At 74.5% G+C, this 22,830-nt stretch carries 22 protein-coding genes and 1 pseudogene; 12 read left to right on the forward strand and 11 right to left on the reverse strand.

What is annotated here, in order from left to right; all coding sequences use genetic code 11:
* The first annotated feature begins 61 nt into the window (after positions 1–61).
* Positions 62–826, forward strand: a complete 765-nt coding sequence (locus tag ACQP26_RS11025; RefSeq protein WP_433496126.1) for a class F sortase — start codon at positions 62–64, stop codon at positions 824–826.
* Between the two features lie 279 nt (positions 827–1,105).
* Here the strand turns inward: ACQP26_RS11025 and ACQP26_RS11030 are convergent, their stop codons facing one another.
* The 3 genes from ACQP26_RS11030 to ACQP26_RS11040 are packed head-to-tail and all read right to left on the reverse strand — an operon-like array spanning position 1,106 to position 3,201.
* On the reverse strand, positions 1,106–1,420 hold the full coding sequence (locus ACQP26_RS11030) for an antibiotic biosynthesis monooxygenase family protein (protein WP_433495648.1): 315 nt from the start codon (positions 1,418–1,420) through the stop codon (positions 1,106–1,108).
* 25 nt (positions 1,421–1,445) lie between these two features.
* A complete protein-coding gene (locus ACQP26_RS11035) occupies positions 1,446–2,243 on the reverse strand; it encodes an exodeoxyribonuclease III (protein WP_433495649.1) in 798 nt (265 codons plus the stop codon).
* 37 nt (positions 2,244–2,280) lie between these two features.
* A complete protein-coding gene (locus ACQP26_RS11040; RefSeq protein ID WP_433495650.1) occupies positions 2,281–3,201 on the reverse strand; it encodes a proteasome assembly chaperone family protein in 921 nt (306 codons plus the stop codon).
* A 393-nt stretch (positions 3,202–3,594) separates the two neighbouring features.
* Here ACQP26_RS11040 and ACQP26_RS11045 point away from each other — a divergent pair, with 393 nt between their 5' ends.
* The 3 genes from ACQP26_RS11045 to ACQP26_RS11055 all read left to right on the forward strand — a co-directional run bounded on the left by ACQP26_RS11045 (position 3,595) and on the right by ACQP26_RS11055 (position 5,466).
* The gene (locus tag ACQP26_RS11045; RefSeq protein WP_433495651.1) at positions 3,595–4,440 is read left to right on the forward strand and encodes a peptidase M23; all 846 of its coding nucleotides are present in this window, start codon (positions 3,595–3,597) and stop codon (positions 4,438–4,440) included.
* Positions 4,441–4,535: 95 nt separating this feature from the next.
* Positions 4,536–4,682 carry a hypothetical protein gene (locus ACQP26_RS11050; protein ID WP_166456378.1) on the forward strand — a complete coding sequence of 49 codons (147 nt, stop codon included), beginning with the start codon at positions 4,536–4,538 and terminating at the stop codon, positions 4,680–4,682.
* Between the two features lie 40 nt (positions 4,683–4,722).
* Positions 4,723–5,466: an EcsC family protein gene (locus tag ACQP26_RS11055; protein WP_269700644.1), complete on the forward strand. Its 744-nt coding sequence runs from the start codon at positions 4,723–4,725 to the stop codon at positions 5,464–5,466.
* Here ACQP26_RS11055 and ACQP26_RS11060 read toward each other — a convergent pair.
* Entirely contained in the window at positions 5,443–6,297 is an 855-nt protein-coding gene (locus ACQP26_RS11060; RefSeq protein ID WP_433495652.1) for a GDSL-type esterase/lipase family protein, read from the reverse strand. The two genes, ACQP26_RS11055 and ACQP26_RS11060, sit on opposite strands and share 24 nt — an antisense overlap.
* A 99-nt stretch (positions 6,298–6,396) precedes the next feature.
* Positions 6,397–6,990: an antibiotic biosynthesis monooxygenase gene (locus ACQP26_RS11065; RefSeq protein WP_269700641.1), complete on the reverse strand. Its 594-nt coding sequence runs from the start codon at positions 6,988–6,990 to the stop codon at positions 6,397–6,399.
* A gap of 162 nt (positions 6,991–7,152) precedes the next feature.
* On the opposite strand from ACQP26_RS11065, the gene ACQP26_RS11070 reads away from it, so the two are divergent.
* The 5 genes from ACQP26_RS11070 (at position 7,153) to ACQP26_RS11090 (ending at position 11,767) form a co-directional block, all read left to right on the forward strand.
* Positions 7,153–7,416: a DUF6343 family protein gene (locus ACQP26_RS11070; RefSeq protein WP_433495653.1), complete on the forward strand. Its 264-nt coding sequence runs from the start codon at positions 7,153–7,155 to the stop codon at positions 7,414–7,416.
* Positions 7,417–7,428: 12 nt separating this feature from the next.
* Positions 7,429–8,841, forward strand: coding sequence for an NADP-dependent succinic semialdehyde dehydrogenase (locus tag ACQP26_RS11075; RefSeq protein WP_269700638.1), 1,413 nt, complete (start codon positions 7,429–7,431; stop codon positions 8,839–8,841).
* Positions 8,842–8,929: 88 nt separating this feature from the next.
* Positions 8,930–9,895, forward strand: a complete 966-nt coding sequence (locus tag ACQP26_RS11080) for a TIGR03885 family FMN-dependent LLM class oxidoreductase (protein ID WP_281578381.1) — start codon at positions 8,930–8,932, stop codon at positions 9,893–9,895.
* A gap of 37 nt (positions 9,896–9,932) precedes the next feature.
* Positions 9,933–11,513, forward strand: a complete 1,581-nt coding sequence (locus ACQP26_RS11085) for a Na+/H+ antiporter (protein ID WP_269700634.1) — start codon at positions 9,933–9,935, stop codon at positions 11,511–11,513.
* On the forward strand, positions 11,510–11,767 hold the full coding sequence (locus ACQP26_RS11090) for a UBP-type zinc finger domain-containing protein (RefSeq protein ID WP_210894907.1): 258 nt from the start codon (positions 11,510–11,512) through the stop codon (positions 11,765–11,767). The genes ACQP26_RS11085 and ACQP26_RS11090 overlap by 4 nt, the downstream gene beginning before the upstream one ends.
* A 1-nt stretch (position 11,768) precedes the next feature.
* Here the strand turns inward: ACQP26_RS11090 and ACQP26_RS11095 are convergent, their stop codons facing one another.
* Together ACQP26_RS11095 and ACQP26_RS11100 are read right to left on the reverse strand one after the other, a co-directional pair.
* The gene (locus ACQP26_RS11095; protein ID WP_433495654.1) at positions 11,769–12,302 is read right to left on the reverse strand and encodes a GNAT family N-acetyltransferase; all 534 of its coding nucleotides are present in this window, start codon (positions 12,300–12,302) and stop codon (positions 11,769–11,771) included.
* Positions 12,303–12,325: 23 nt separating this feature from the next.
* The gene (locus tag ACQP26_RS11100) at positions 12,326–13,645 is read right to left on the reverse strand and encodes an MFS transporter (RefSeq protein WP_433495655.1); all 1,320 of its coding nucleotides are present in this window, start codon (positions 13,643–13,645) and stop codon (positions 12,326–12,328) included.
* Positions 13,646–13,841: 196 nt separating this feature from the next.
* Between ACQP26_RS11100 and ACQP26_RS11105 the strand changes: the two genes are divergently transcribed.
* Positions 13,842–14,369, forward strand: a complete 528-nt coding sequence (locus ACQP26_RS11105) for a GNAT family N-acetyltransferase (protein ID WP_231915570.1) — start codon at positions 13,842–13,844, stop codon at positions 14,367–14,369.
* 240 nt (positions 14,370–14,609) lie between these two features.
* On the opposite strand, the gene ACQP26_RS11110 is transcribed toward ACQP26_RS11105, so the two are convergent.
* Positions 14,610–15,485 (reverse strand): hypothetical protein, encoded by an 876-nt coding sequence (locus ACQP26_RS11110; RefSeq protein WP_433495656.1) that lies wholly within the window; start codon positions 15,483–15,485, stop codon positions 14,610–14,612.
* Positions 15,486–15,776: 291 nt separating this feature from the next.
* Between ACQP26_RS11110 and ACQP26_RS11115 the strand changes: the two genes are divergently transcribed.
* Complete coding sequence (locus ACQP26_RS11115; protein ID WP_433495657.1) at positions 15,777–16,307, forward strand: DinB family protein; 531 nt, start codon at positions 15,777–15,779, stop codon at positions 16,305–16,307.
* 12 nt (positions 16,308–16,319) lie between these two features.
* Here ACQP26_RS11115 and ACQP26_RS11120 read toward each other — a convergent pair whose 3' ends face one another.
* Together ACQP26_RS11120 and ACQP26_RS11125 are read right to left on the reverse strand one after the other, a co-directional pair.
* On the reverse strand, positions 16,320–16,640 hold the full coding sequence (locus ACQP26_RS11120) for a DMT family transporter (protein ID WP_120570628.1): 321 nt from the start codon (positions 16,638–16,640) through the stop codon (positions 16,320–16,322).
* 44 nt (positions 16,641–16,684) lie between these two features.
* Complete coding sequence (locus ACQP26_RS11125; protein WP_433495658.1) at positions 16,685–19,291, reverse strand: glycoside hydrolase family 9 protein; 2,607 nt, start codon at positions 19,289–19,291, stop codon at positions 16,685–16,687.
* A 214-nt stretch (positions 19,292–19,505) separates the two neighbouring features.
* On the opposite strand from ACQP26_RS11125, the gene ACQP26_RS11130 reads away from it, so the two are divergent.
* Entirely contained in the window at positions 19,506–20,231 is a 726-nt protein-coding gene (locus ACQP26_RS11130) for a PP2C family protein-serine/threonine phosphatase (RefSeq protein WP_269700625.1), read from the forward strand.
* 3 nt (positions 20,232–20,234) lie between these two features.
* On the opposite strand, the pseudogene hrpB reads toward ACQP26_RS11130, so the two are convergent.
* Positions 20,235–22,738: pseudogene (gene hrpB, locus ACQP26_RS11135) on the reverse strand (ATP-dependent helicase HrpB).
* Positions 22,739–22,830: the final 92 nt, after the last annotated feature.

Consider the following 22,830-nt stretch of genomic DNA (forward strand, 5'->3'; position numbering starts at 1 on the left):
CGCCCGGAGCGGGCCGACCGCCGGCTCGCCGGCCGCGCCGGTCTCCGGGGCGCGGCCGTGGATGCCGCCGCCCGCCGCGTCGCGGCCGTGGTACCCGCCGTCGGCTGAGCCGCCGGCCCTGCGCCCACGGTCTGCCGGGCCGCCGCCGGTCGAGCCGCCACCGGCGTCGCCGGGCAGGGGGGATCGGGGCCGGGGTTCCTGGTCGAAGCCGCTGGCAGTGGTGCTGGTGCTGGTCGGTGTGTTCGCCACCGGCGCCGGACTCGGCCGCACGGCCGGGCCGTTCGACTTCGCCGACGCGTCGACCGAGTCGAGCCGGTCGAGCGGTTCGGGCGCCGGGGCGGCACCGGCGAGTGCGGCCGCGCCGGTCCGGAAGCCCGCGAGCCGGCCGGTACGCCTGTCGGTGCCGGCCATCAAGGTCAACGCGCCGGTCACCCCGGTCGGGCAGGCGAAGGACGGGTCGGTGGACGTACCGCCGCTGACCGAGCACGACCAGACCGGCTGGTACGACAGGGGAGCGGTGCCCGGCGACCCGGGCCGGGCGATCATCGTGGGTCACGTCGACACCAAGAGCGGCCCGGCCGTCTTCTACCGGCTGCGCTCGCTCAAGCCGGGTGCCAAGATCACGGTGACCCGCGCGGACCGCAGCGTGGTGACGTTCAGGGTGGACAGCGTCGAGTACTTCGACAAGGCGAACCTGCCGGCCGCGCGGGTCTACGGCGACTCGGGCCCGGCCGAGCTGCGCCTGATCACCTGCGGCGGCGAGTGGGTAGGCGGCCGGACCGGCTACCAGGACAACGTGATCGTCTTCGCGTCCCTCGCTCGCTGACCGCTCCCACCCGGCCCGCCCGACCCGCCCTGACCACGTCGATCATGAGGTTAGCGGCGCAGGTTGCCCGCTTCGTCCCCGCCAACTTCATGATCGCCGAGCGGAGACGCGGAGCGCCGGGACCGCGGGAGATCTTGGTAGGAAACGGCCCCTATGGGGGCCCAAATCTTCCAAGATCTGCGCGCGCCCCGGCCCTGACCACGTCGATCATGAGGTTGGCGGTGACGAAACGGACGCCTGGCGCCGCCAACTTCATGATCGACCGGAAAGAAAAGGGGGTCAGGGTTTGGCGGGGACCTGCTGGACCACCTCGAACTCCAGCAGGGTGGCGCCGGTGGCGACGGGCTTGCGGGGTTCGCCGCCCTCGGCGTGCGCGGCCCGGGACGGGCCCTGCGCCCACGCCTGGTACGCCTCCTCGCTCTCCCAGCGCGTGTACACGAAGTAGCGGGTGTCCCCGGCGACCGGGCGCAGCAGCTCGAAGCCGAGGAAGCCGGGGGAGTTCTCCACCGCGCCGGCCCGGGCCGCGAACCGCTTCTCCAGTTCCTCGCCGGCACCGGCCGGGACGTCGATCGCGTTGATCTTCACGACAGCCATGGGTCCACCCTAACGAGCCCTGGACTCAGAACGTCTCGACGGCCGGTACCAGGTCCGCGTCCACCACGATCGGTGCGTGGTCGGAGGGGCCCTTGCCCTTGCGGGCCTCCCGGTCCACGTACGCGGAGCGGACCGCGCGGGCGAACGTCGCGCTCGCGTACACCAGGTCGATCCGCATGCCCTTGTTCTGGTGGAACATCCCGGCCCGGTAGTCCCAGTACGTGAACGGGTGCGGTCCCTTCATCGGCGTCGGCACCACGTCCTCGAGTCCCAGGTCGCGCAACGCGGCCAGCGCGGCCCGCTCGGCCGGGGTGACGTGGGTGGAGGTGACGAACAGCGCCGGGTCCCAGACGTCGGCGTCGGTGGGCGCCACGTTGAAGTCACCGCACACGGCCACCGGCAGCGGGCCGGCCACCTCCGGTTCGAGGGCGTCGCGCAGCGCCGCGAACCAGGCCAGCTTGTACGCGTAGTGCGGGTCGTCCGGGGCGCGGCCGTTCGGCACGTACACCGACCAGACCCGCAGCCCGTCGCAGGTGGCCGAGATGGCGCGGGCCTCGGGCTCGGGGAACCCGGGTTCGCCGGGAAAACCGACCACCACGTCGGCCAGCCCGACCCGGGACAGCACCGCCACGCCGTTCCACCGCCCGTCGCTGTGGCTGGCCACCTCGTAGCCCAGCTCACCCACCTCGGCGACCGGGAAGGCCCCGTCGGGGCACTTGGTCTCCTGCAGGCACACGACGTCGGGCTTCGTGGTGGCCAGCCAGTCGAGCAGCCGGGGCAGGCGGGCCTTCACCGAGTTGACGTTCCAGGTCGCCAGGCGCATGTCCCCAGCCTGCCGCATCCCCGCCCGCCCCGCCGCCTCAGCGCTCCGGGGTGTCGCCGGGGCGGGTCTGCTCGGCGAGGAAGCGTTCCAGCTCGGCGCCGAGTTCGTCGGCGGTGGGCAGCGGACCGGTCTCGCCGGCGAGCAGGCTCTTCTCGCCCCGGCCGCGGGCGAACGTGTCGTACTGCTCCTCCAGCGCCTGGACCAGCGTCGCCGCCTCCTCGGTCTGGGTGACCTGGCGGTCGATCTCCACCCGGACCGACTCGGCGGCGGTACGCAGCGCCTCGACGGGCAGCAGCAGGCCGGTGCTGCGGGACACGGCGGACAGCAGCGCCTCGGCGGCGGCCGGGTACTCGGCCTGGGCCACGTAGTGCGGCACGTGCGCGGCGAACCCGAGGGCGTCGCGCCCCTGCTCGCCGAGGCGGTACTCCAGCAGGTGGCCGACGCTGGCCGGCACCTGCACCTTCTGCAGCCACGGCTCGTGCCCGGCGATCAGGTCCTTGCGGGTGGCGTGCGCGGTGACGCCGCTGGGCCGGGTGTGCGGCACCGCCATCGGGATCGAGTTGAGCCCGACGGTGAGCCGGACGTCGAGGCGGGCGCTGAGCCCGGCGACGGCGGCGACGAAACGCTCCCACTGCAGGTCCGGCTCCGGGCCGGTGAGCAGCAGGAACGGGGTCTCGTCGTCGTCGCGCAGCAGGTGCAGCTCCAGCGCCGGGGCGTCGTAGGACTCCCAGTGGTCCTCGACGAACGTCATCACCGGGCGGCGGGAGCGGTAGTCGAACATCTGGTCGACGTCGAACCGGGCGATCACCCGGGCGTCGAGCGATGTCAGCAGCTGTTCCCGGGCCAGCCGGGTGGCGTTACCGGCGTCGACGAAGCCGGTGAGCGCCTGGATCAGCACCGGCTGGCCGAGCTCGGGCAGCTCGTCGGTGAGTTCGTAGAGCTCGTGTGGATCGAGCACCGGTGGGGTCCTCCCTGTCGACGCGTACGGGGGAGCGCCGAGCGTGCGGTCTCCCCGGTTCGGCCAACGTACCGGGACGGGTGGTCCATTCCGTTACGGCCACGTCCGATGCCCGGATGATGATCACGATTCGGCTACGCCCCGGTCCGGCGACCCATATCCGGATCGTCCGAACGGACGAGTTAGTCGATCATCGGGCGGGACCGGGAGGTCTGCGAGGTTCCTGCCCGCGTCACCGCCGGGCCGGGCGCACGGGTGGTTGGCCCGGTTCCCGAGGTCTGTCACGCCCTGCGGCGGGCTGTGGGGTGATGTCGGGCTAGCGGCAGCCGAAGTGTGGCGAGGGCCACCCTTTCGGCCTGGGTGATCCCGGTTTGCCCTGCCTAGCCTCGTCGGATGCGTAACGACGGCAACCTCGACGACCCGTTCGGCTCCGGCCGCCCGGCTGACCGTTCGGACGATACCCCCTCCACCAACCGTCTGGCGACGCTCCGGGGACTGGTCCGGCGTACCCGCTTCTGGGCGCCGACGAACCCCCGGCCCGGCCGGACGAAGCTCGCGGTCGCCACCGGCGCGGCCTGCTGCCTGGGCCTGGTCGGCGTCAGCCAGGCCGGCTTCGGCGCCCCCGATCGCGCCGCCGACCCGGCGCCCTCGACGGAGGTCGCCGAGCGCGCGGAGGCCGACGCCGCCTCCCGGGCCATGGCCCGGCCGAGCACCGCCCCCGCCACCCCCAGCGCCGCCCCGTCCGCGACGGCGAGCCCGAAGGCGACCGCCAAGCCCAAGCCGAAGAAGACGGTCCGGCAGATCGTCCCGGTCGCCGGCCTGGACCGCACCCAGATGAACAACGCCAAGAAGATCGTGCAGGCCGGCAAGGAGATGGGCATGCCGCGCCGCGCCCTGGTCATCGCGGTGGCCACCGCCATGCAGGAGAGCACCCTGCTCAACTACGCCAGCGGCGTCCTGCCCGAGTCGCAGAGCTACCCGCACCAGGCGATCGGCTGGGACCACGACTCGGTCGGACTGTTCCAGCAGCGCCCGAGCAGCGGCTGGGGCACCGTCGAGCAGCTGATGGACCCGGAGTACGCGACGAAGGCGTTCCTGTCCGCGCTGGCCGAGATCCCCGGCTGGCAGGACCTGCCGCTCTCGGTGGCCGCCCAGGCAGTGCAGATCTCGGCGTTCCCGGACGCGTACGCCCAGCACGAGTGGCGGGCCGGCGAAGTGGTGGCCGAGATCCTGGGCTGACCCGGACGGGTGGTTGCCGAAGGGCCGATTCGGGTATCAGAGGGCTTGCCGGTCCCAGGTACACATGAAGGGGACCGCGGGACGGGAGGACCCTCATGTCGCTGATGCAACGGATCACCGCCTTCCTGCGATCGCCGCGGGGCCAGCAGCTGGTCGATCGCGGCCGGCGTGAGATGTCGAAGCCGGAGAACCAGGCCCGGCTGCGGCAGATCGCGACCCGGCTGCAGTCGCGCCGGCGCTGACCCGCGTCACCCCCGCCGCACGAGCCCTCCGGAGCCCTTCGTGACCGACCCCGCCCCCGTCGACGGGGAGCCCAACGCCGTCCCCACCGCCCCCGTCCCGCCGGTGGAGGTGCCCGAGGCACCACCGGCCAAGCTGTGGGACCGGATGCGGGAGGACCCGCAGTACGCGCCGGAGCACCTGGCCCTGGAGGCGGTACGCCGGCTCGGCCCGGAAGCCGCCCAGTGGGCCGCCCGGGAGCGCGCGCTGCGGCCGGGCGTGCCACCGGAGCAGCTCGCCGACCAGGCGGTCCGCAAGTTCGTCAACCACGCCCGGCTCTCCGGTGCGGTGTCCGGCGCGGCCGGGCTGCCCGGCGCGGTGATCGACGTGGGCGTGCTGGCCTGGACCCAGGCCCGGCTGGTGCTGCACGTCGCGGCCGCCTACGGCGCCGACCCGGCGCACCCCGACCGGGCCACCGACCTGCTGGTGCTCCAGCGGGTGCACAAGGCCGCCACGACCGCCCGCCTCGCGCTGGGGGTCGCCGCCGGCCGGGAGCGGGCCGGGGCGTTGTTCGGCGCCGCCGGTGACCGCGCGCTGGGCCGGGTGATGCTCCAGCTCGGCGTCCGGCTGGCGAGGATGGCCGGGGTGCGCGCCGCCAAGCGGATGTTCGCCAAGGTCGTACCGGGTGCCGCGATCGTGCTCGGCACCTGGGCCAACTCGTCGGCCACGAAGGAACTGGCCGACCGTACGCGCGCCCTCTACCGCGCCGCCGGCCCGCAGCAGCTACCGGGCCCGCGTCAGCCCTGACCAGCCGGAGGCGTTCCAGGCCACCTCGGCCAGCCGGCGCTGCCCGGCCGCGTTCGGGTGGAACCAGTCCAGCGCGTTGACCTGGTCCAGCGTGAAGCGGTGGCGGTGCACCGCGCCGCCGTCCCACCGGCAGCGTGACCCGTAGGCCCGGCAGGCGGCGCGCAGTTGCCCGTCGTACGCCTCGATCCGGTCCTTCACACGGGCCCGGCGGGCCTCCGCGGCGGGCGCTCTCGACGTGGCGCCTGCGAGCAGCGACGGGCAGACGCCCCGCGACCAGGCCCGCACGGCGCGGGGCTCGGTGTGCCCGATCTGCCAGAGCCGGTACAGGTCCGGGATGCTGACCACCAGCACCCGGGCCTTGGGGCGGCCCTCGCGCAGCACGCCCAGCGCCGCGTCGACCTGGTCGCGGAAGGTCGCCACGGGTGTCATGTCGTCGACGTCGCCCCGGCAGGCGTCGTTCGCTCCGATCAGCACGGTGACCAGGTCGGCCTTGTCGCGTACCGCCGACCGGGCCTGGCCGGTCAGCGCGGCCGCGCGGGCTCCCGGCGCGGCCCGGTTGTACGCCCGCAGCCCCGGCGCGTCGGCGCGCAGCCGCCGGTAGAGGCTCTTCACCCGCAGGCCGTCCCCGGTCGACCAGGAGTGGCGTTCGCAGCTCACCAGCACCAGGCAGGAGCCGTAGCCGGTGGTGACCGAGTCGCCCAGCGCGACCAGCACCCCGGGCTCGCCGGGGCGCGGCGTGCCGGAGGGCCGGGGCGACGCGTCGCCGGAGCCGTCACAGGCCAGCGCGACGAGCGCCGCCAGGCAGGCCAGTGCGGTGATCCAGCGTCTCATCGGTCCCCCGTCCGGCGGCGGCAACGGGCGCGTCGACCCTATGCCCCGGCGGGGCTCCGGCGGCGGTTCTGTCGGCTATCGGGCATCGACCACCGTCGTTCACATCTGTCGTGTCGGCGCGGGCCGGCCGTGCAGCCACCGGTGCAGCAACCGGGTGATCCGGGGCAGCACCAGGTAGGTCATCAGCGGGGTGAGCACGAGCGTCATCAGCAGCGTCCGCCCGGCCAGCGGCACGCCGGCGAGGAACCGGGTGGTCAGCAGCGTGGCGGCCAGGCTGAGCGGGAAGAACGCCAGCCAGATCGTGACCGCCTGCTTCCAGCGCGGCGGCGCGGCCGGCTCCGGCTCGCCGAACGTCTCGACCACGTGGTCCACCGGCGGGTCGAACCAGCCCTCGATGCCGGTGCGCCGCTCCACCCGGGTGTGCTCGACGATGCCCTGCGCCGAGCTGAGCCACCAGCGCCGCTGCGGCGAGTCCTCCCAGCCGCGCAGCGTGTCCGCGTCGGCGAAGCGGTACATCACGTGCCACTCGCCCGAGCCGGGGGCGCTGCGGACGAAACCGGCGCCGAGGAAGCCGGGGAAGCTCTCCGCGAGCGCCGTCCCGGCCCGCATCCACGCCACCACCTCGTCGGTACGCGCCGGGTCGGCGCGCCGGGACACGGCGACGGTCACGGGTACGGCCTGCGTCGTGGTCATGCCATCCTCTCCACCGTCCGCGGGATCTCCGCCGGTACCGGCGCACCGATGTAACGCACCCGCCCGCCGGGCGCATCCGGCGCCTGCCCGCCGGGTGTCCCGGATCACCGGCGGTCCCGCCCCGACCGGTTATCCCCGCCCGTGCCGGGGTAGGCCCCAGGAATGACCCGATCACAGCCCCGTCGCGCCCGTGGCACGGTCGGCCACGCGAACAGCGCGCTGAACCTGCGGCTCGCGCTCGCCACGTTCGGTCTGGTCGTGATGACCGTCTTCGCGGTGCTCGCGTTCGCCGCGAACATCGTCTGGCTGGGTGTCGTCTGCGTGCTGCTCGCCGTGGTGGCGGTGGTCGACCTGGTCGTGATTCAGCGCCGCCGCGCCGCGCGCCGCCGGGAGGAACCGGGCGTGCGGCACTCGCTGTTCGAGTGACAGGAGTACGAGATGCCCATCGCCACCACAAATCCCGCCACCGGACAGGTGCTCAAGACGTACGAGGCGATGTCGGACGAGCAGATCGACGCCGCGATCGAGCGGGCCGACCTCGCCTTCCGGCAGTTGCGCGACACCACCATCGCGCAGCGGGCCCGCTGGCTCACCGCCGCCGCCGACCTGCTCGACGCCGAGCGCGACGAGACGGCCCGGCTGATGACCACCGAGATGGGCAAGACGTACGCCGCCGCCAAGGCGGAGGTCACCAAGTGCGCCACCGCCTGCCGCTTCTACGCCGAGAACGCGCCCCGGATGCTCGCGGACGAGCCGGCCGACGCCGCCGCGGTCAAGGCGAAGCGGGCGTACGTGCGCTACCAGCCGATCGGCCCGGTGCTCGCGGTGATGCCGTGGAACTTCCCGCTGTGGCAGGTGATGCGGTTCGCCGCCCCGGCGCTGATGGCGGGCAACACCGGCCTGCTCAAGCACGCCTCCAACGTTCCGCAGACCGCGCTCTACCTGGAGGACCTGTTCCGCCGGGCCGGCTTCGGAGAGGGCGCGTTCACCACGCTGCTGGTCGGCTCGGACGCGGTCGACCGGATCCTCAGCGACCCCCGCGTCCGCGCCGCGACCCTCACCGGCAGCGAGCCGGCCGGCCGGTCCATCGCCCAGATCGCCGGCCGGGAGATCAAGAAGACGGTGCTGGAGCTGGGCGGCAGCGACCCGTTCGTGGTGATGCCCTCGGCCGACCTGGACACCGCCGCCGAGGTCGCCACCACCGCCCGCTGCCAGAACAACGGGCAGTCCTGCATCGCCGCGAAGCGGTTCATCGTGCACACCGACGTCTTCGACGCGTTCGCCGAGAAGTTCGCCGCCCGGATGGCGGCGCTGCGCGTCGGCGACCCGATGGACGACGGCACCGACGTCGGCCCGCTGGCCAGCGAACGCGGCCGCGACGAGGTGCACGCCCAGGTCACCGACGCGGTGGACCAGGGCGCGACGGTGCTCTGCGGCGGCGAGAAGCCGGCCGGGGACGGCTGGTACTACCCGCCGACGGTGGTCACCGACCTGCGCCCGGAGATGCGGATGTGGAGCGAGGAGGTGTTCGGGCCGGTCGCCGGGCTCTACCGGGTCGGCTCGTACGACGAGGCGATCGCTGTCGCCAACGGCACCAGCTTCGGCCTCGGCTCCAACGCCTGGACCAACGACCCGGCCGAGCAGGAGCGCTTCGCCGTCGACCTGGACGCCGGCAACGTCTTCATCAACGGCATGACCACGTCCTATCCGGAGCTGCCGTTCGGCGGTGTGAAGAACTCCGGGTACGGCCGCGAGCTGTCCGCCGCCGGGATGCGCGAGTTCTGCAACACCAAGACCGTGTGGATCGGCGAGGGCCAGGCCGGCGCGGGCGCCGGGGCGCACTCCGAGTGAGGTGTTAACAGGGGCCCCTTCCTCTACCGGAGGCGTTAAGAAGGGGCCCCTGCTTACATCTCCCCCGTGGTGGGTAGGAGTGCCCACCATGACGGCGTTCGGCTTCCACGCATCCCACGAGCAGATCCACCCGGCCCGGCTGCTGGAGGCGGTGATCCACGCCGAGCGCGCCGGCTTCGACGCGGCCATGTGCTCCGACCACTTCTCGCCGTGGAGCGAGCGGCAGGGCCAGTCCGGGTTCGCCTGGTCCTGGCTCGGCGCCGCGCTCCAGGCCACGAACCTGTCCTTCGGCGTGGTGAACGCGCCCGGCCAGCGCTACCACCCGGCGATCATCGCGCAGGCCATCGGCACGCTCGGCGCCATGTACCCGGGACGATTCTGGGCCGCGCTGGGCACCGGTGAGGCCGCGAACGAGCACATCACCGGCGAGGTCTGGCCCCGCAAGGACGTCCGCAGCGCCCGGCTGCGCGAGTGCGTCGACGTGATCCGGGCGCTGCTCGCCGGCGAGGAGGTCAGCCACGACGGCCTCGTCACAGTGGACCGGGCGAAGCTGTGGACCCGGCCGGAGGAGCCGCCCGCGCTGGTCGGCGCCGCGGTCAGCGTCGCCACCGCGCGCTGGTGCGCCGAGTGGGCGGACGGACTGATCACCGTCAACGCGCCGGTCGAGCACCTGCGGCAGATGATCGACGCCTACCGGGACGCGGGCGGACGCGGCCCGCTGCACCTGCAGGTGCACGTGAGCTGGGCGCCCGAGCAGGAACAGGCCGAGGCGATCGCGTACGAGCAGTGGCGCAGCAACGTGTTCGCGCCGCCGGTCTGCTGGGATCTGGAAACCCCCGAGCACTTCGACGTGGCGAGCGCCGACGTGCCGATGTCGAAGGTCGCCGAGACGGTGAACGTCTCCGCCGACCTGGGACGGCACATCGGCTGGCTGGAGGAGTACGTGGCGCTGGGCTTCGACCAGATCGCGCTGCACCACGTCGGGCAGGAGCAGCGCGCCTTCATCGACACGTTCGGCGCCGAGGTGCTGCCGAAGCTGCGCTCCGCCGCCTGATCACACATCGGCGCCGCGGCACATAGGCTCGTCGTTCGTGGATGCTCTGTTCGAGGTCGTGGTCTTCCTGGCCATCGCGACCTTCGGTGCGGCGCTGGCCCGCCGGCTCGGCCTGCTGGCGCCGATCCTGCTGGTGGTGCTCGGCCTCGCGTTGTCGTTCCTGCCGTTCTTCCCGCACGTGCGGCTGGACCCGGACCTGGTGCTGGTGGGCATCCTGCCGCCGCTGCTCTACGTGGCGGCGTTGGAGACGTCGGTGCCGGCGTTCCGGCTCAACCTGCGGCCGATCCTGCTGCTCGCCGTCGGGCTGGTCATCTTCACCGCGTTCGTGGTGGGCACCGTCGTGCACTGGTTCCTGCCCGGACTGCCGTACGCGATCTGCCTGGCGCTCGGCGCGGTGGTGGCGCCGCCGGACGCGGTCGCCGCCACCGCGGTGGCCCGGCGGGTCGGCCTGCCCCGGCGGGTCGTCACCATCCTGGAGGGCGAGAGCCTGGTCAACGACGCCACCGCGCTGGTGCTGCTGCGGGTGGCGATCGTCGCCGCGACCGCCACCACCGGTGGCGTCGGCGTCGGCGCGGTGGCCCGGGAGGTGGTCGTCGCGGCCGGCGGCGGCATCCTGGTCGGTCTGCTGGGCGTGGTGGTCTTCGGCTACCTGCACAAGCGCATCACCGACCCGGTGCTGGACAACGCGCTGTCGTTGATCGTGCCGTTCGCCGTGGTCTTCGCCGCCGAGGAGATCCACGCCTCCGGCGTGGTCGCTGTGGTGGTGACCGGCCTCGGTATCGGGCACAAGTTGCCGTTGTTGCTGTCGGCGGCCTCCCGGCTGCAGGTGACCGCGTTCTGGCGGCTGATCCGGTTCCTCCTCGAAGGACTGGTGTTCCTGCTGGTCGGCCTGCAACTGCCGGAGGTGGTCCGCGACCTCGACGAGCCGATCGGCTCGCTGGCCGCGATCACCGCCGGGGTGCTGGCCGCCGTCTTCCTGTCCCGGTTCGTCTGGGTGTTCCCGGCCACCTACCTGGCCCGCCTCGTGCCCCGGATCCGCCGGCGCGACCCGGTGCCGCCGGTGCAGTTCCCCGTCGTCATCGGCTGGGCCGGCATGCGGGGCGTGGTGACGCTCGCTGCCGCGCTGGGCCTGCCGCTCACCCTCGCCGACGACGCGCCGTACCCGCGTGCGCTGCTCATCTGGCTGGCCTTCGCGGTGATCGTCGCGACGCTTGTCGGGCAGGGCGCCACGCTGCCCTGGCTGGCGCGGCGGCTGCGGCTGCCGCCGGACGACCCGGTGCAGGACGCGCTGTCCGCCGCCGGGGTGCAGCAGCGGGCCAGCCGGGCCGCCCGGGAACGCCTCGACGAGCTGGCCGAGGGCGCGCCGGAGGCGGTGGTGGAACGCCTGCGCGGGCTGACCACCTCCCGCGCCAACCTGGCCTGGGAGCGACTGGGCGGCACCGAACGGGAAACCCCCTCCCAGGCGTACGCGCGCCTGCGGCAGGAGATGATCGACGCGGAGCGGGAGGTGTTCCGGGCCGCCCGCGACTCCGGCCAGATCCCGGAGGAGGTGCTCACCCGCGCCTACCGTGATCTGGATCTGGAGGAGTCCATGCTGCGACAGGAGGTCGTCGAATGAGCTGCCAGCACCTGGCCGAGGCGGGCACCGCCGAGCCCGGCACCACGACCGAGTGCCCGGACTGCGTGGCGATCGGCAACCCGGACTGGGTGCACCTGCGCGCCTGCCTGACCTGCGGGCACGTGGGCTGCTGCGACTCGTCGCCGTACCAGCACGCCACGAAGCACTTCGAGTCCACCGGGCACCCGGTGATGCGGTCGGTGCAGCCGGGGGAGTCGTGGCGCTGGTGCTTCGTGGACGAGGAGATCGGCTGACTCAGCCGACCCGGCGCTCCAGCACCTGCCCGGTCCACGTCGGGCGGCCCGGCCGCTCCACCGTGAACGGCTCGGTGGCGGTGAACCCGCAGCGCTCGTAGAACCGCACGAGCGCCCGGTCCGGGCTGCGGAAGCAGTCGACCCGCAGCAGGCCGACGCCGCGGTCGCGGGCCAGTTCCGCCGCGTACGCCAGCAACCGCGCCCCGATCCCGTACCCCGCGTACGCCCGGTCGGTGACCAGCAGGTTCACGTACAGCTCCGGTTCGGTGGCCGGCGGCACGTACTCGGTCGCCGCGCCCACCACCAGCGCGCCCACCACCGTCGCGTCGATCTCCGCGAGGTACAGGCCGTTCCCGGCCGCCCACGCGTCGGCCTGGGCGATGCGGCGCGGGTCGATCGACGCCGGCTCGGTGCCCCACTGGTCGGTACGCCCGAGTTCGGCCAGCCAGGCGGTGGCGCTGTCGAGAAGCCGGAGCAGCGTCGGGGCGTCGCCGGGCCCACCCGGGCGGATCGTGATGCTCTGCTGGTCGGTCATGCCGCCATGCTGCTACACGCCGCTCACCCGGGCACCCCGGCGGGCCGGGCCTCCGGCGCCGGCCGGTTGGCGATCGCCCGGCGGGCCAGCGCCGGGGCGGCCAGCCCGGCGGCGGCGAAGACCCCGCCGAGGACCAGCCAGCCGGCCGGACCGCCGCCGAGCACCAGCAGCGTGAGCAGGCCCCGGCCGAGCGCCTGGGCCAGCCCGGCGAGCAGGCCGTCGGCGCCCTGGTAGGCCCCGATCGCCCCGGGTGGGGCCAGGTCGTAGGCGAGGCCCGCGCCGGCCGCGCCGTGCCACAGGTCGCCCACCGTCCACACCGCCGTGGCCACGAGCAGCAGGACGACCGCCGGGAGCACCGGCAGGACGCCGGTCACGGCGTACAGGGGTGTCGCCGCGGCGAGCACCAGCCCGGCCCGGCGCAGCTTCCGGGCGGCCGGCGCGGCCCGCTCCGCGCCCCGGCTCAGCCGGACCGCGAGCAGCACGGTGAGGACCGTGTTGGCGAGCAGCACCGCCGACACCACGGGCGGCGGCGCGCCGGCGCGGTCCACCGTCCACAGCGGCACGACGAGCACGAGCACCGTCACGTGCGTGCTCAGCACCGCCGACGCGCCGCTCACCGCGAGGAACCGTCCGTCCCGCAGCGGTCCGCCGCGCCGCCGCGCGCCCGGTCCGCGTCGGGTGCCGCCGCCGGTCGTCATCGTTCCGGGCGTCGTCTCCGCGTCGGGTGCCGGCCTCGCCGCCGTGGCCCGGCGCGCGTCGGCGGCCGGCTGCGGCGGCAGGCGCAGCAGCAGTGCCGCCGAGAGCAGGTAGGTGGCCGCGTTGCCGACCACGAGCACCTGGTACGCCCGGTGCGTGTCCACCGCGAGCGCGATTCCGGCCAGCGCGGTACCGACGGTGATGCCCAGGTTCGCCACCGCGCGCAGCGTGGCGAAGGCGTGCACCCGGCCGTCCGGGCCGCCCACCGCCGCGACGAGCGCCGCCCGTACCGCCAGGTTGCCGGCCGCGAGCAGCGCCTCCGGCACCGCCACCGCCAGGAACGCCGGGAACGAGCCGACCAGCAGGTACGCGAGCGCGGCGACCGCCTGGCCCACCTGGAGGACGGCCCGGAGCGTACGCGGATCCCACCTGTCGGCCAGCGCGCCCAGCGGCACGCTCGCGCTCAGCCCGACCAGCCCGGCGACGGTGAGCCCGGCGCCCACCGAGGTGGCGGAGAGGCCCACGTCCCGGGTCAGGTAGAGCGCCCCGCCCGCCAGCCACAGGCCCGCGCCGACCGTGTTGACCAGCGTGGCGTACGCGAGGGTGCGTAGCGGCCCGGGCGGCGGGAGCGGCGAGACGCGTCCCATCAGCGGGGTCCGGCGGGGGCCATGGGGTCGACGCTAGGACTGTTCCGGCTGGCCCGGAGCCCCGCGGGGGGCGACGCCTGTCACACCGCGAGCCCGCCGGGCGTCGCCGCCGCCGGTCACCGCCGAAACATCCGGAGCGAGCGCGGTGCGGGAAATCCGCTCGCCTGCCAGTCCCCGCTCTGCCAGGGTCGGCGCCGTGGAGCGCAGCAGGATCGCCAGGGCCGAGGAACTGACCGAGGTGCAGCGGATCGAGGTGGCTTCCGGCACCCCGTTCCGGGAGATCGGCATGACCCTGGTGGCCGACATGCCGCCGCTGCCGGTGGAGGCGCTGGCCGCCGGGCAGCGCGCCGGCCGGCTGTGGGTGGCGACCGACCCGGCCGACCGGCCGATCGCGTTCGTGCTCGCCGATCTGGTCGACGGCGCGGCGCACGTGCAGCAGCTCAGCGTCGATCCGGCGTACGCCCGCCGTGGCATCGGGCGGCGTCTGCTCGACCGGGTGGCGGTGTGGGCGTCGTCGCAGGGGTTGCCGGCGTTGACGCTGACCACGTTCCGCTCGGTGCCGTGGAACGGGCCCTACTACGTGCGGTGCGGATTCCGCGAGCTGAGCGGCGCGGAGTTGACGCCCGGCCTGATCGAGCTGCTGGCCGCCGAGGCGGCGCTGGGCCTCGACCCGGCCGAGCGGATCGCGATGCGCCGCCCCGTCCCCGCACGCCTACCCGACTGAGCGGTTGACCGTCGACCGGGCATCGGGGCAGTGCCACGTTCCGGTTGATCGCCACCCCGTCCGTCGCGTACGAGCCAGTCCCACGTTCCGGGCCAGGTAGAGCGCCCGGCCGGCCCATCAGCGGGGTCCGGCCGGGGCCATGAGGTCGACGCTAGGCGCGGGTCGGCTGTCGCGGTGCCCTGGACAAAGCGATGCCGCTCACCCCGCGGATCAATCCCCGCGCTCCGGTGAGCGCGCCGTTCAGCGTCCGTCGGACCAAGGTGTCAAGTCGGCGAGGCGTTCGGTCGCCAGGCAGGAGATCAGGCAGCGCTCCTTGGCGTCGCCGAGCAGTCGGGCGGTCCAGTCGGTGAAGCCGCCGTCACCGACATCCCGCTTGTCGTCGTGCAGCGAGACGCGCAGCGCGGCGCCCCGGTAGTAGCCGCGACCGCGTTTTCGCTCCGGCTCGTCGTGCAGGGGAACAAGGCTGTCGCCGAACGCGGGCCGGACGGTGTCGTGGAGCCGTTCGCCGACGATCGGGTCCAGGGCCGTGACGTGCAACCGCGGTGCGGCCGCCGGAGCCAGCTCGGTCAGCACGGTGCGCCAGAAGGTGAGATGCCGCAGAAGCAGTCGGGCCTCGGTGCGCCCCGAACCGGTGTCCCGTGTGGTGGAGACCAGCGCGCAGAGCCGGAAGTGGGTGGACGCGTCAGGACCGAAGTCCTGTGCCCGCAGCACCCGGTGCATCGCGGCCAGGTGCACCTCGTCGGCCTGGCTGCGGCGCGCCGCTGCCTCCACCGCCAAGGCGTTCGTCGGGTCGCTGACCACCTCCGTGCCGCGCATCGTGGAGACGATCCGGTGCTGGCTGACCGGTGCGACGGCGGCGCAGGTGCCGAGTGGCGCCACCGGCGACAACTCCACCCCTGCCGCATCCGGCGGCAACAGCGCCCAGATCCGACCCTCCAAGCGGGACAGCACACGCGGGTCGGCAGCGGACGGCCGGACGAAGCGGTCCTCATTCCAGCGCCGCAGCACCTGCGCGGGACGGACGGCCCCGGCGCGGTCCCGGGCGACGCCGAGAAGCAGCGTTCGCAGGTCCGCCGCCGGGATCGCGGCGAGCGCCTCGCGGCTACCGGCTGGCATTGCCGCCCACACCCGACGTTCCGCGTCGCCGCCCACGAAGGTCACGGTCGCGCACGTGCGTGTGCGAGTCCACCGGATTCTCGTCAGCGGGGTGACGCGCGGTCGGCAGGCACCGCGGGAAGGATGAGCTCTGAGCGCTATGCCTCTCAGTCATGAATATGCCTGAGAGGCATAACGCCGGAGGGGAAACCCTTCTCTTCCGGGGCGACACGCCGAACCCGGGCAACACGCCGACCCCGCGCGGCGGGTTAACCGGTCGACCGGGGGCGCCTGCCGTGCCACGATCGCGCGGTGCCCGCCTCCGTGACCGCCCTGCTGCGCCGGCAGTTCGATCTGACCTGGGCGCTCGCCGAGTACCACCTCGACCGGCTGGAGCCGGCGGACTTCCTCTGGGAGCCGGCCGCACTCTGCTGGACGATGCGCCGGGACCCGGCGGGCGGGTGGAGCCCGGCCTGGGCCGACACCGAGCCGGATCCGGTGCCGGTGCCCACGATCGCCTGGCTCACCTGGCACATCGGCTGGTGGTGGTCGGTCGCCGCCGACCACGTGCGGCAGCGGCCGGCGCGGGAACGCGACGACATCCGCTGGCCCGGGCCGGGGGACGACACGCTCGCCTGGCTGCGGGAGCTGCGGACGGAGTGGGCGGGCGCGCTGGACGCGCTGGCCGAGGACGACCTGGACCGGCCGTCCGCGTACCCCTGGCCCGCCGACGCGGGGCTCACCGTCGCGGACCTGGCCGCGTGGGTGAACGCCGAGCTGATGAAGAACGTGGCCGAGATCGGGCAGCTCCGGCTGCTGCGCGCGGCGGGGCTGCCGGCCTGAGCCGGGCCGTGCTCAGTGCGCGCCGCCGAGGTTGAGCACCACCACCCCGGCGATGACCAGTCCCGCCCCGACCACCTTCGTCACGCTCAGCGGCTCACCGAGGAACGCCGCGCCGATTGCCATGATGGCGGCGGTGCCGAGGCCGGACCAGACCGCGTACGCGACACCGACCGGGATGTCCTTCACGGCCAGCGAGAGCAGCCCGAACGCGGACAGGTACGCCACGGCGAGGCCGAGCGTCGGCCAGAGGCGGGTGAAGCCGTCGGTGGCCTTGAGCAGACTGGTGCCGATCACCTCGGCGGTGATCGCGCCGAGCAGGAACAGGTACGCCATCGCAGGACCGTACCCGGTCCTGCGATGGCGCCCGGTCAGCTCGGTCAGGAGACCGTGCAGGCCTTGCCGTTCAGGGTGACCAGCCCCGGATCCGGGTTGGGGAACCGGGAGGCGGTGCCGTTGAAGCCGAACGTGGTGGACGCGCCCGGCGCCAGCTTCGCGTTCCAGGACATGTTCTTCGCGGTGACGGTGGCGCCGCTCTGGCCGAGCTGCGCCGACCACGCGTGGTCCACCTTCTGGTCGCCGAGGAACGCCCAGCGCAGGCTCCACCCGTTCACCGCCGTGGTGCCGGTGTTGCGCACCGTCACCTGGGTGGTGAAGCCGGACGGCCAGCTCCCGTGCGTGGTGTAGGTGACCGCACAGGACGGCGCCGGGACCGCGCCCGCGTCACCCTGGTCGGCCAGGAACGACGCGAGCCAGGCCAGCGCCGAGTTCCAGTTGATCGCCACCTCGTTCGTCGCGTACGAGTTGATGTCGTCGACGAAGCAGAACATCGGCGCGCACCCGGCGAGCAGGCTCGCCGCGAACGGGTCCTGCAGGGCGGCGTTCGGACCACCGGCGAGCGAACCGGCCGGCGGGCGCGGCAGGTCCGGGTTCAGCTGGTGGCCGAAGATCCGGCTGTGCTGGTTGCGGGCGTGCTGCTCGCCCCACCCGGTCACGTACGACATGTTCAGCGCGTTGCGGCCGAACAGGTAGTCGGCGGCCTGCACCGCGCCGTCCCGGTACTTCGCGTCCCGGCTCAGGTCGAACGCGGTGGCCAGCACGATCGCGTTGTTCACCAGGTTGCTGTTGCTGCCCCAGACGTACGCGTCGGCGCTGCCCGGGAACGGCAGCCCGTACGCCTGGCCGGCGATCGTGGCCAGGTAGCTGTCGGCGGCGGCGGTGATCGACTCGCGGATGCGGGTCTTCTCCGCGGCCGGCAGCGTGTTCGGCACGGTGGCCAGGTCCATGCGGCCCAGCGCGGCGACGCTCTGCCAGCCGAACGCGCCGTTCGGGGCGAACACGTCGGCGGTGTGCAGCGGCGAGCCGGTGACGTCGGCCAGGTACGCCTTGTCGCCGGTGGTCAGCCACAGCTCGGCCGCGGCCCAGTAGAACTCGTCGCTGACGTTGGTGTCGTCGTACGCGCCGCCGCCGGTGCTGTCGCTGGCCGGCGCGTAGATCGCCGGGTTCGCCTTGGCCGCCGCGTACGCGGTCTTCGCGGCGGTGCCGCAGCGCGCGGCGAACGCGGCGTCGTACGGGGCGTACAGCCGCTGGCACTGCGCGGCGACGGCGGCCAGGTTCAGCGTGGCGGCGGTGGACGGCGCGTGCAGCTCGCGCGGCTCCGGGTCGTCCTGGGGCTGCAGCGGCAGGCCGGTCCAGTTCCGGTCGTGGATCTTGTGGTGGACCATCCCGGCCAGCGGCTTGCCCGCGGGCACCTGCATGCGCAGCAGGAACTCCAGCTCCCAGCGCGCCTCGTCGAGCACGTCCGGCACGTCGTTGCCGCGCTCGGGCAGCCGCAGCGTGGAGTCGCCCAGGGCGGCGCCGCCGTCGGCGGTCTCGGCGGTCTTGGTCCGCTCGAACGTGCTCAGGAGCTGGTAGGTGGCGATGCCGCCGTTGACGACGTACTTGCCGTGGTCGCCCGCGTCGTACCAGCCGCCGCGTACGTCCAGCGAGTAGTCGCAGACGCCGGCCTTGCACGGCACGTCGGTGTCACCCTGGTTGGGCGCGACGCCGAGGTGGCCGGCCGGGCGGGCGTACTCCTCGCCGATCAGGTCGCCGTCGATCTCGATGCCGCTGCGCTGGGCGTAGAAGAACTGCAGCGAGTCGGAGCGCAGCCGGTCGTAGAGCGCGCCGGAGATGTCGAACGGGTGGCTGGTCTCGCCGTCCACGGTCAGCGTGTAGCCGGTGCCCGGCGTGCGGTACGCGGAGAAGTCGACCGTCTGCACGTTCTGCGCCGAGGCGGCGTCGGTGCCGCGCGGCGTGGTCTCGCCGCTGGCCACCACGGTGCCGCCGGCCGACTTCAGCTGCCACGGCAGCGCGTCGGTGGCCTCGGTGACCACTGTGGCGTGCTTCGGCCCGCCGGGCAGGTAGCCGACCTGGTTGACCCGGACCCGGGGACCGGTGTCCGGCTCGTACGGAGGTGCCGGCTCCCCGCCGCGCAGCGACACGTTGTCCAGGCAGAACGTCTGCGCCTGGGCGCTGCCGCCGATCTGGAAGATCAGCTGGGCGGTGGGGTTGTCAGCCGGTGAGGTGAACGTGGTGGTGACGCGCTGCGCGGTGCCGGTGGCTGTGGCGTCGACGCTGGCGTACGTGGTGTAGGGGGCGCTGCCGAGCTGGAGCACCGCCTTGAGGGGCGCGCCGGGGGTCGCGGAGACGTCGAAGGACAGTTCGTATTCGGCGCCCTGGGTCAGCGGCACCGCGTCCTGGCCGATGCCGGCGTCCCACGGGTTGGCGGTGCCCGCCGCGACGGAGGTGCAGAGGCGGCCGTCGACGACCGCGAGGTCGCCGGTGCCGTAGGAGAACCAGGGGGAGACGCCGGCGCTGAAGTCGCCGTTTCGAAGTTGTTCGGGGGCGTCCGGCGGCACCTCGGCGCTCGCCGGGCCGGCGGTGAGGCCGGTGAGCGCCAGCGTGGTGGCCGCGAGTGCGGCGAGCCGACGACGGGATCGGGTCACGGAGGTTCCTTCCGTGCTCGGGGGGTGGTGGGGGAGACCGGGAGCTGGGAGCGCTCCCAATATCAGCCCGATGTTTCCACCGCGTTCCGCCGCTGTCAATCGATCCGGCCCGATGGGGCACGCGCGCCCTCGCGCGGTGCGGTTCGGCGCGCCACGTACGATGTCAGTGATCTCCTAGAGACATCCGAGCCCTCGACCTGGCAGGCTGCGACCCATGACCCTGAAGCTTCGTTCCGTCGGAGCGAGCGACCGTGGGCTGATCCGCAGCGGTAACCAGGACGCGCAGCACGCGGGTGCCTGGCTGGTCGCGGTCGCCGACGGCATGGGCGGCATGGCGGCCGGCGACCTGGCCAGCCGCATCGCCATCGACGCGATCGCCCCGCTGGACGTGGAGACGCCGGAACACGCGCTCGTCGCCGCGCTCCAGGGCGGGATCGAAGTGGCCACCGCGCAGATCCGCCGGGCCGTCGAGGAGGACCCGGAACGCCAGGGCATGGGCACCACGCTCACCGCGCTGCTGTTCGCCCGCACCGGCAGCTGCCTCGCGCTGGCGCACGTCGGCGACTCCCGGGCCTACCTCTACCGCGAGGGCGTGCTCAAGCAGGTCACCCGCGACGACACGTTCGTGCAGATGCTCGTCGACCAGGGCGTCATCACCGCCGAGCAGGCCAGCAGCCACCCCCGGCGGGCGGTGGTGACCCAGGCGTTGCAGGGCGACGAGGTGTCGCCGTCGTACGCCACGATGGTGCCCCGGGCCGGTGACCGCTGGCTGCTGTGCAGCGACGGCCTCTCCAACGTGGTCCGCGCCGACACGCTCACCGAGGTGCTCAGCGAGCAGCCGGAACGCGACGCCTGCGCGGCCCGGCTGATCGACCTGGCGTTGCGCGCCGGCGGCCCGGACAACATCACCGTCGTGATCGCCGACGTCGTCGAGGAGTAGCCCTCACCGCCGGCGCGGCGCAGCCCTCCGGGTCGGCTCGGCCGTGGTCGGGTCCTCCGGCCAGGGATGGCGCGGGTAGCGTCCGCGCAACTCCGAGCGCACCTGCGGATAGCCGGTGCGCCAGAACGACGCCAGGTCCGCGGTGACCGCCACCGGCCGTCCCGCGGGGGAGAGCAGGTGCAGCAGCACCGGCACCCGCCCGCCGGCGATGCGCGGCACGTCCCGCCAGCCGAACGTCTCCTGCAGCTTGACCGCCAGCACCGGGGCGGCCGGGTCGGCGTAGTCGACCCGGATCCGCGAGCCGCTGGGCACCTCGACCCGCTCCGGGGCCAGCTCGTCCAGCCGCGCCGCCTGCCGCCAGTCCAGCAGCCGCCGCAGCGCCGCCGTCACGTCCACCCGGTGCAGGTCGGCCCGGCGCCGGGCGCGGGCCAGCTCCGGGCCGAGCCAGGCCGGCGCCTCGGCGAGCAGGGCCACGTCGGAGACGTCCGGCCAGTCGTCACCGAGCGCCTGGCGGCAGAACGCCAGCCGGTGGCGCAGCGCGGTCGCCTCGGGCGTCCACCGCAGCAGTCCCGTCCCCTCCTGCCGCAGCCCGTCCAGCAGCGCCGCCGCGACCAGCTCCGGTTCCGGCGCGGTCAGCGGCCGGTCGACCAGCTCGACAGCGCCGAGCCGGACCACCTCGCGGGCCACCACGTCCCCGCCGGACCAGGCCACCTCCCGCCCGGTGTCCAGCAGCGCGGCCCCGGCCTCCCGGGCGGTCGCCTCGTCGATCGGCGCGGCCAGCCGCACCCGGGCGGCAGGCGCGCCGGGGAGCGGTCGGCCACCGCGACGGCCAGCCACGCCGACCCGGCCAGCCCCGACCCGGGCGCCAGCTCCGCCGCGGTGCCGCCGGCCATCAGGTACGCGGACCCGCCCGGCCGCCGCGCCCGGGCCAGCCGTTCCGGGTACGCGAGCCCGGCGAGCAGCCCCGCGGCCAGATCGTCGGGCAGGCGCTCCCGCTCGGTGCCGTCGGCGGGCAGGGCGGCGCGCAGGCGGCGTACCTCGGCGCGCCAGCGGGCGGTGGCGGCCGGGTCGGCGCCGTCGCGCAGCCGTCGCCAGCGGGCGGGCAGGTCGTCCCCGGTCCCGCCCAGCGTGTCCTCGCCGAGGATCGCCACCACCTGGGCGGCCCGGTCGGCACCGACCCGGGGTGCGCCGTCCAGCAGCGCCCGCGCCAGCCGGGGATGCGTGCCCGCCGCGGCGACCGCCCGCCCCCGCGCGGTGATCCGGCCGTCGTGGTCCACCGCGCCGAGCGTGGTCAGCGTCTCCCGCGCCACGGTCAGCGCCGCCGCCGGCGGCGGGTCGGGCAGCGCCAGCCCGGTGCCGTCCGGTGTGCCCCAGGCCGCCAGCTCCAGCGCGAACCCGGTCAGGTCGGCGGTGGCGATCTCCGGTTCGGGCTGCGGGGCGAGCCGTTCGTGTGCCGCCTCCGACCAGCAGCGGTAGACCGCGCCGGGCGCCTCCCGCCCGGCCCGGCCGGCGCGCTGGGTGGCCCCGGCCCGCGACACCGGCACCGTGACCAGCGCGCCCAGCCCTCGGGCCAGGTCGGTGCGGGGCACCCGGCTCAGTCCGGCGTCCACCACCACCCGGACCCCGGGGACGGTCAGGCTGCTCTCCGCCACCGCGGTCGCGAGCACCACGCGCCGTCCGGCGGCCGGGGTGAGCGCCGCGTCCTGGGCGGGCCCGGGCAGCCGGCCGTGCAGGGGCAGTACCGCGATGTCGCGCAGGTCGGCCAGGCGGCGCGCGACGGCGCCGATCTCGCCCGCGCCGGGCAGGAAGACCAGCACGTCACCGTCGCGTTCGCGCAGCGCCCGGCGGACCGTGGCGGCCACGTGGTCGAGCAGCGCCGGGTCGACCCGGCCCGCGCCGGGCGGCGTCACCGGGCGCGGCGGCGGCGCCCACACCCGCTCGACCGGGTGCAGCGCAGCCTCGGCGCGTACCACGGGGGCGGGGTCACCGGCGCCGAGCAGCGCGGCGAACCGGTCCGTCCGCGGGGTGGCCGACATCGCCAGCAGCCACAGGTCCGGGCGCAGCGTCGCGCGGGCCTCGACGCTGAACGCCAGCGCCAGGTCGGCGTCGAGGTGCCGCTCGTGGCACTCGTCGAGCACTACCGCGTCCACGCCCGGCAGCTCCGGGTCGTGGTGCAGACGGCGGACCAGCAGACCGGTGGTGACCACCTCGACGCGGGTACGCGGGCCGACCCGGCGCTCGCCGCGTACCGCGTACCCGATCCGGTCGCCGACCCGCTCGCCGAGCAGGGTGGCCATCCGGTGTGCGGCGGCGCGGGCGGCCACCCGCCGGGGCTGGGCGATCACCACGCGGCCGGTGACCGCGTCGGCGACCGCGAGCGGCGCGGTGGTGGTCTTGCCGGTGCCCGGCGGCGCCACCAGGACGGCGGCGCCGCGCTCGCGCAGCGCGTCGACGAGCGCCGGCAGGACCGGGCGGACCGGCAGGTCGAGCGGGAGGTCGGCGAGCACCGACCCACTCTCGCACCGCGCCGCCGGCCGGTTCGCGCTGCCCCCGGACGCGGAACGGCCCGGCCGGCGCACCGCCGACCGGGCCGGGTGGC

This window comes from Micromonospora sp. CA-248089 (assembly GCF_050948515.1).
In the GTDB taxonomy this organism is placed as follows: Bacteria; Actinomycetota; Actinomycetes; order Mycobacteriales; family Micromonosporaceae; genus Micromonospora.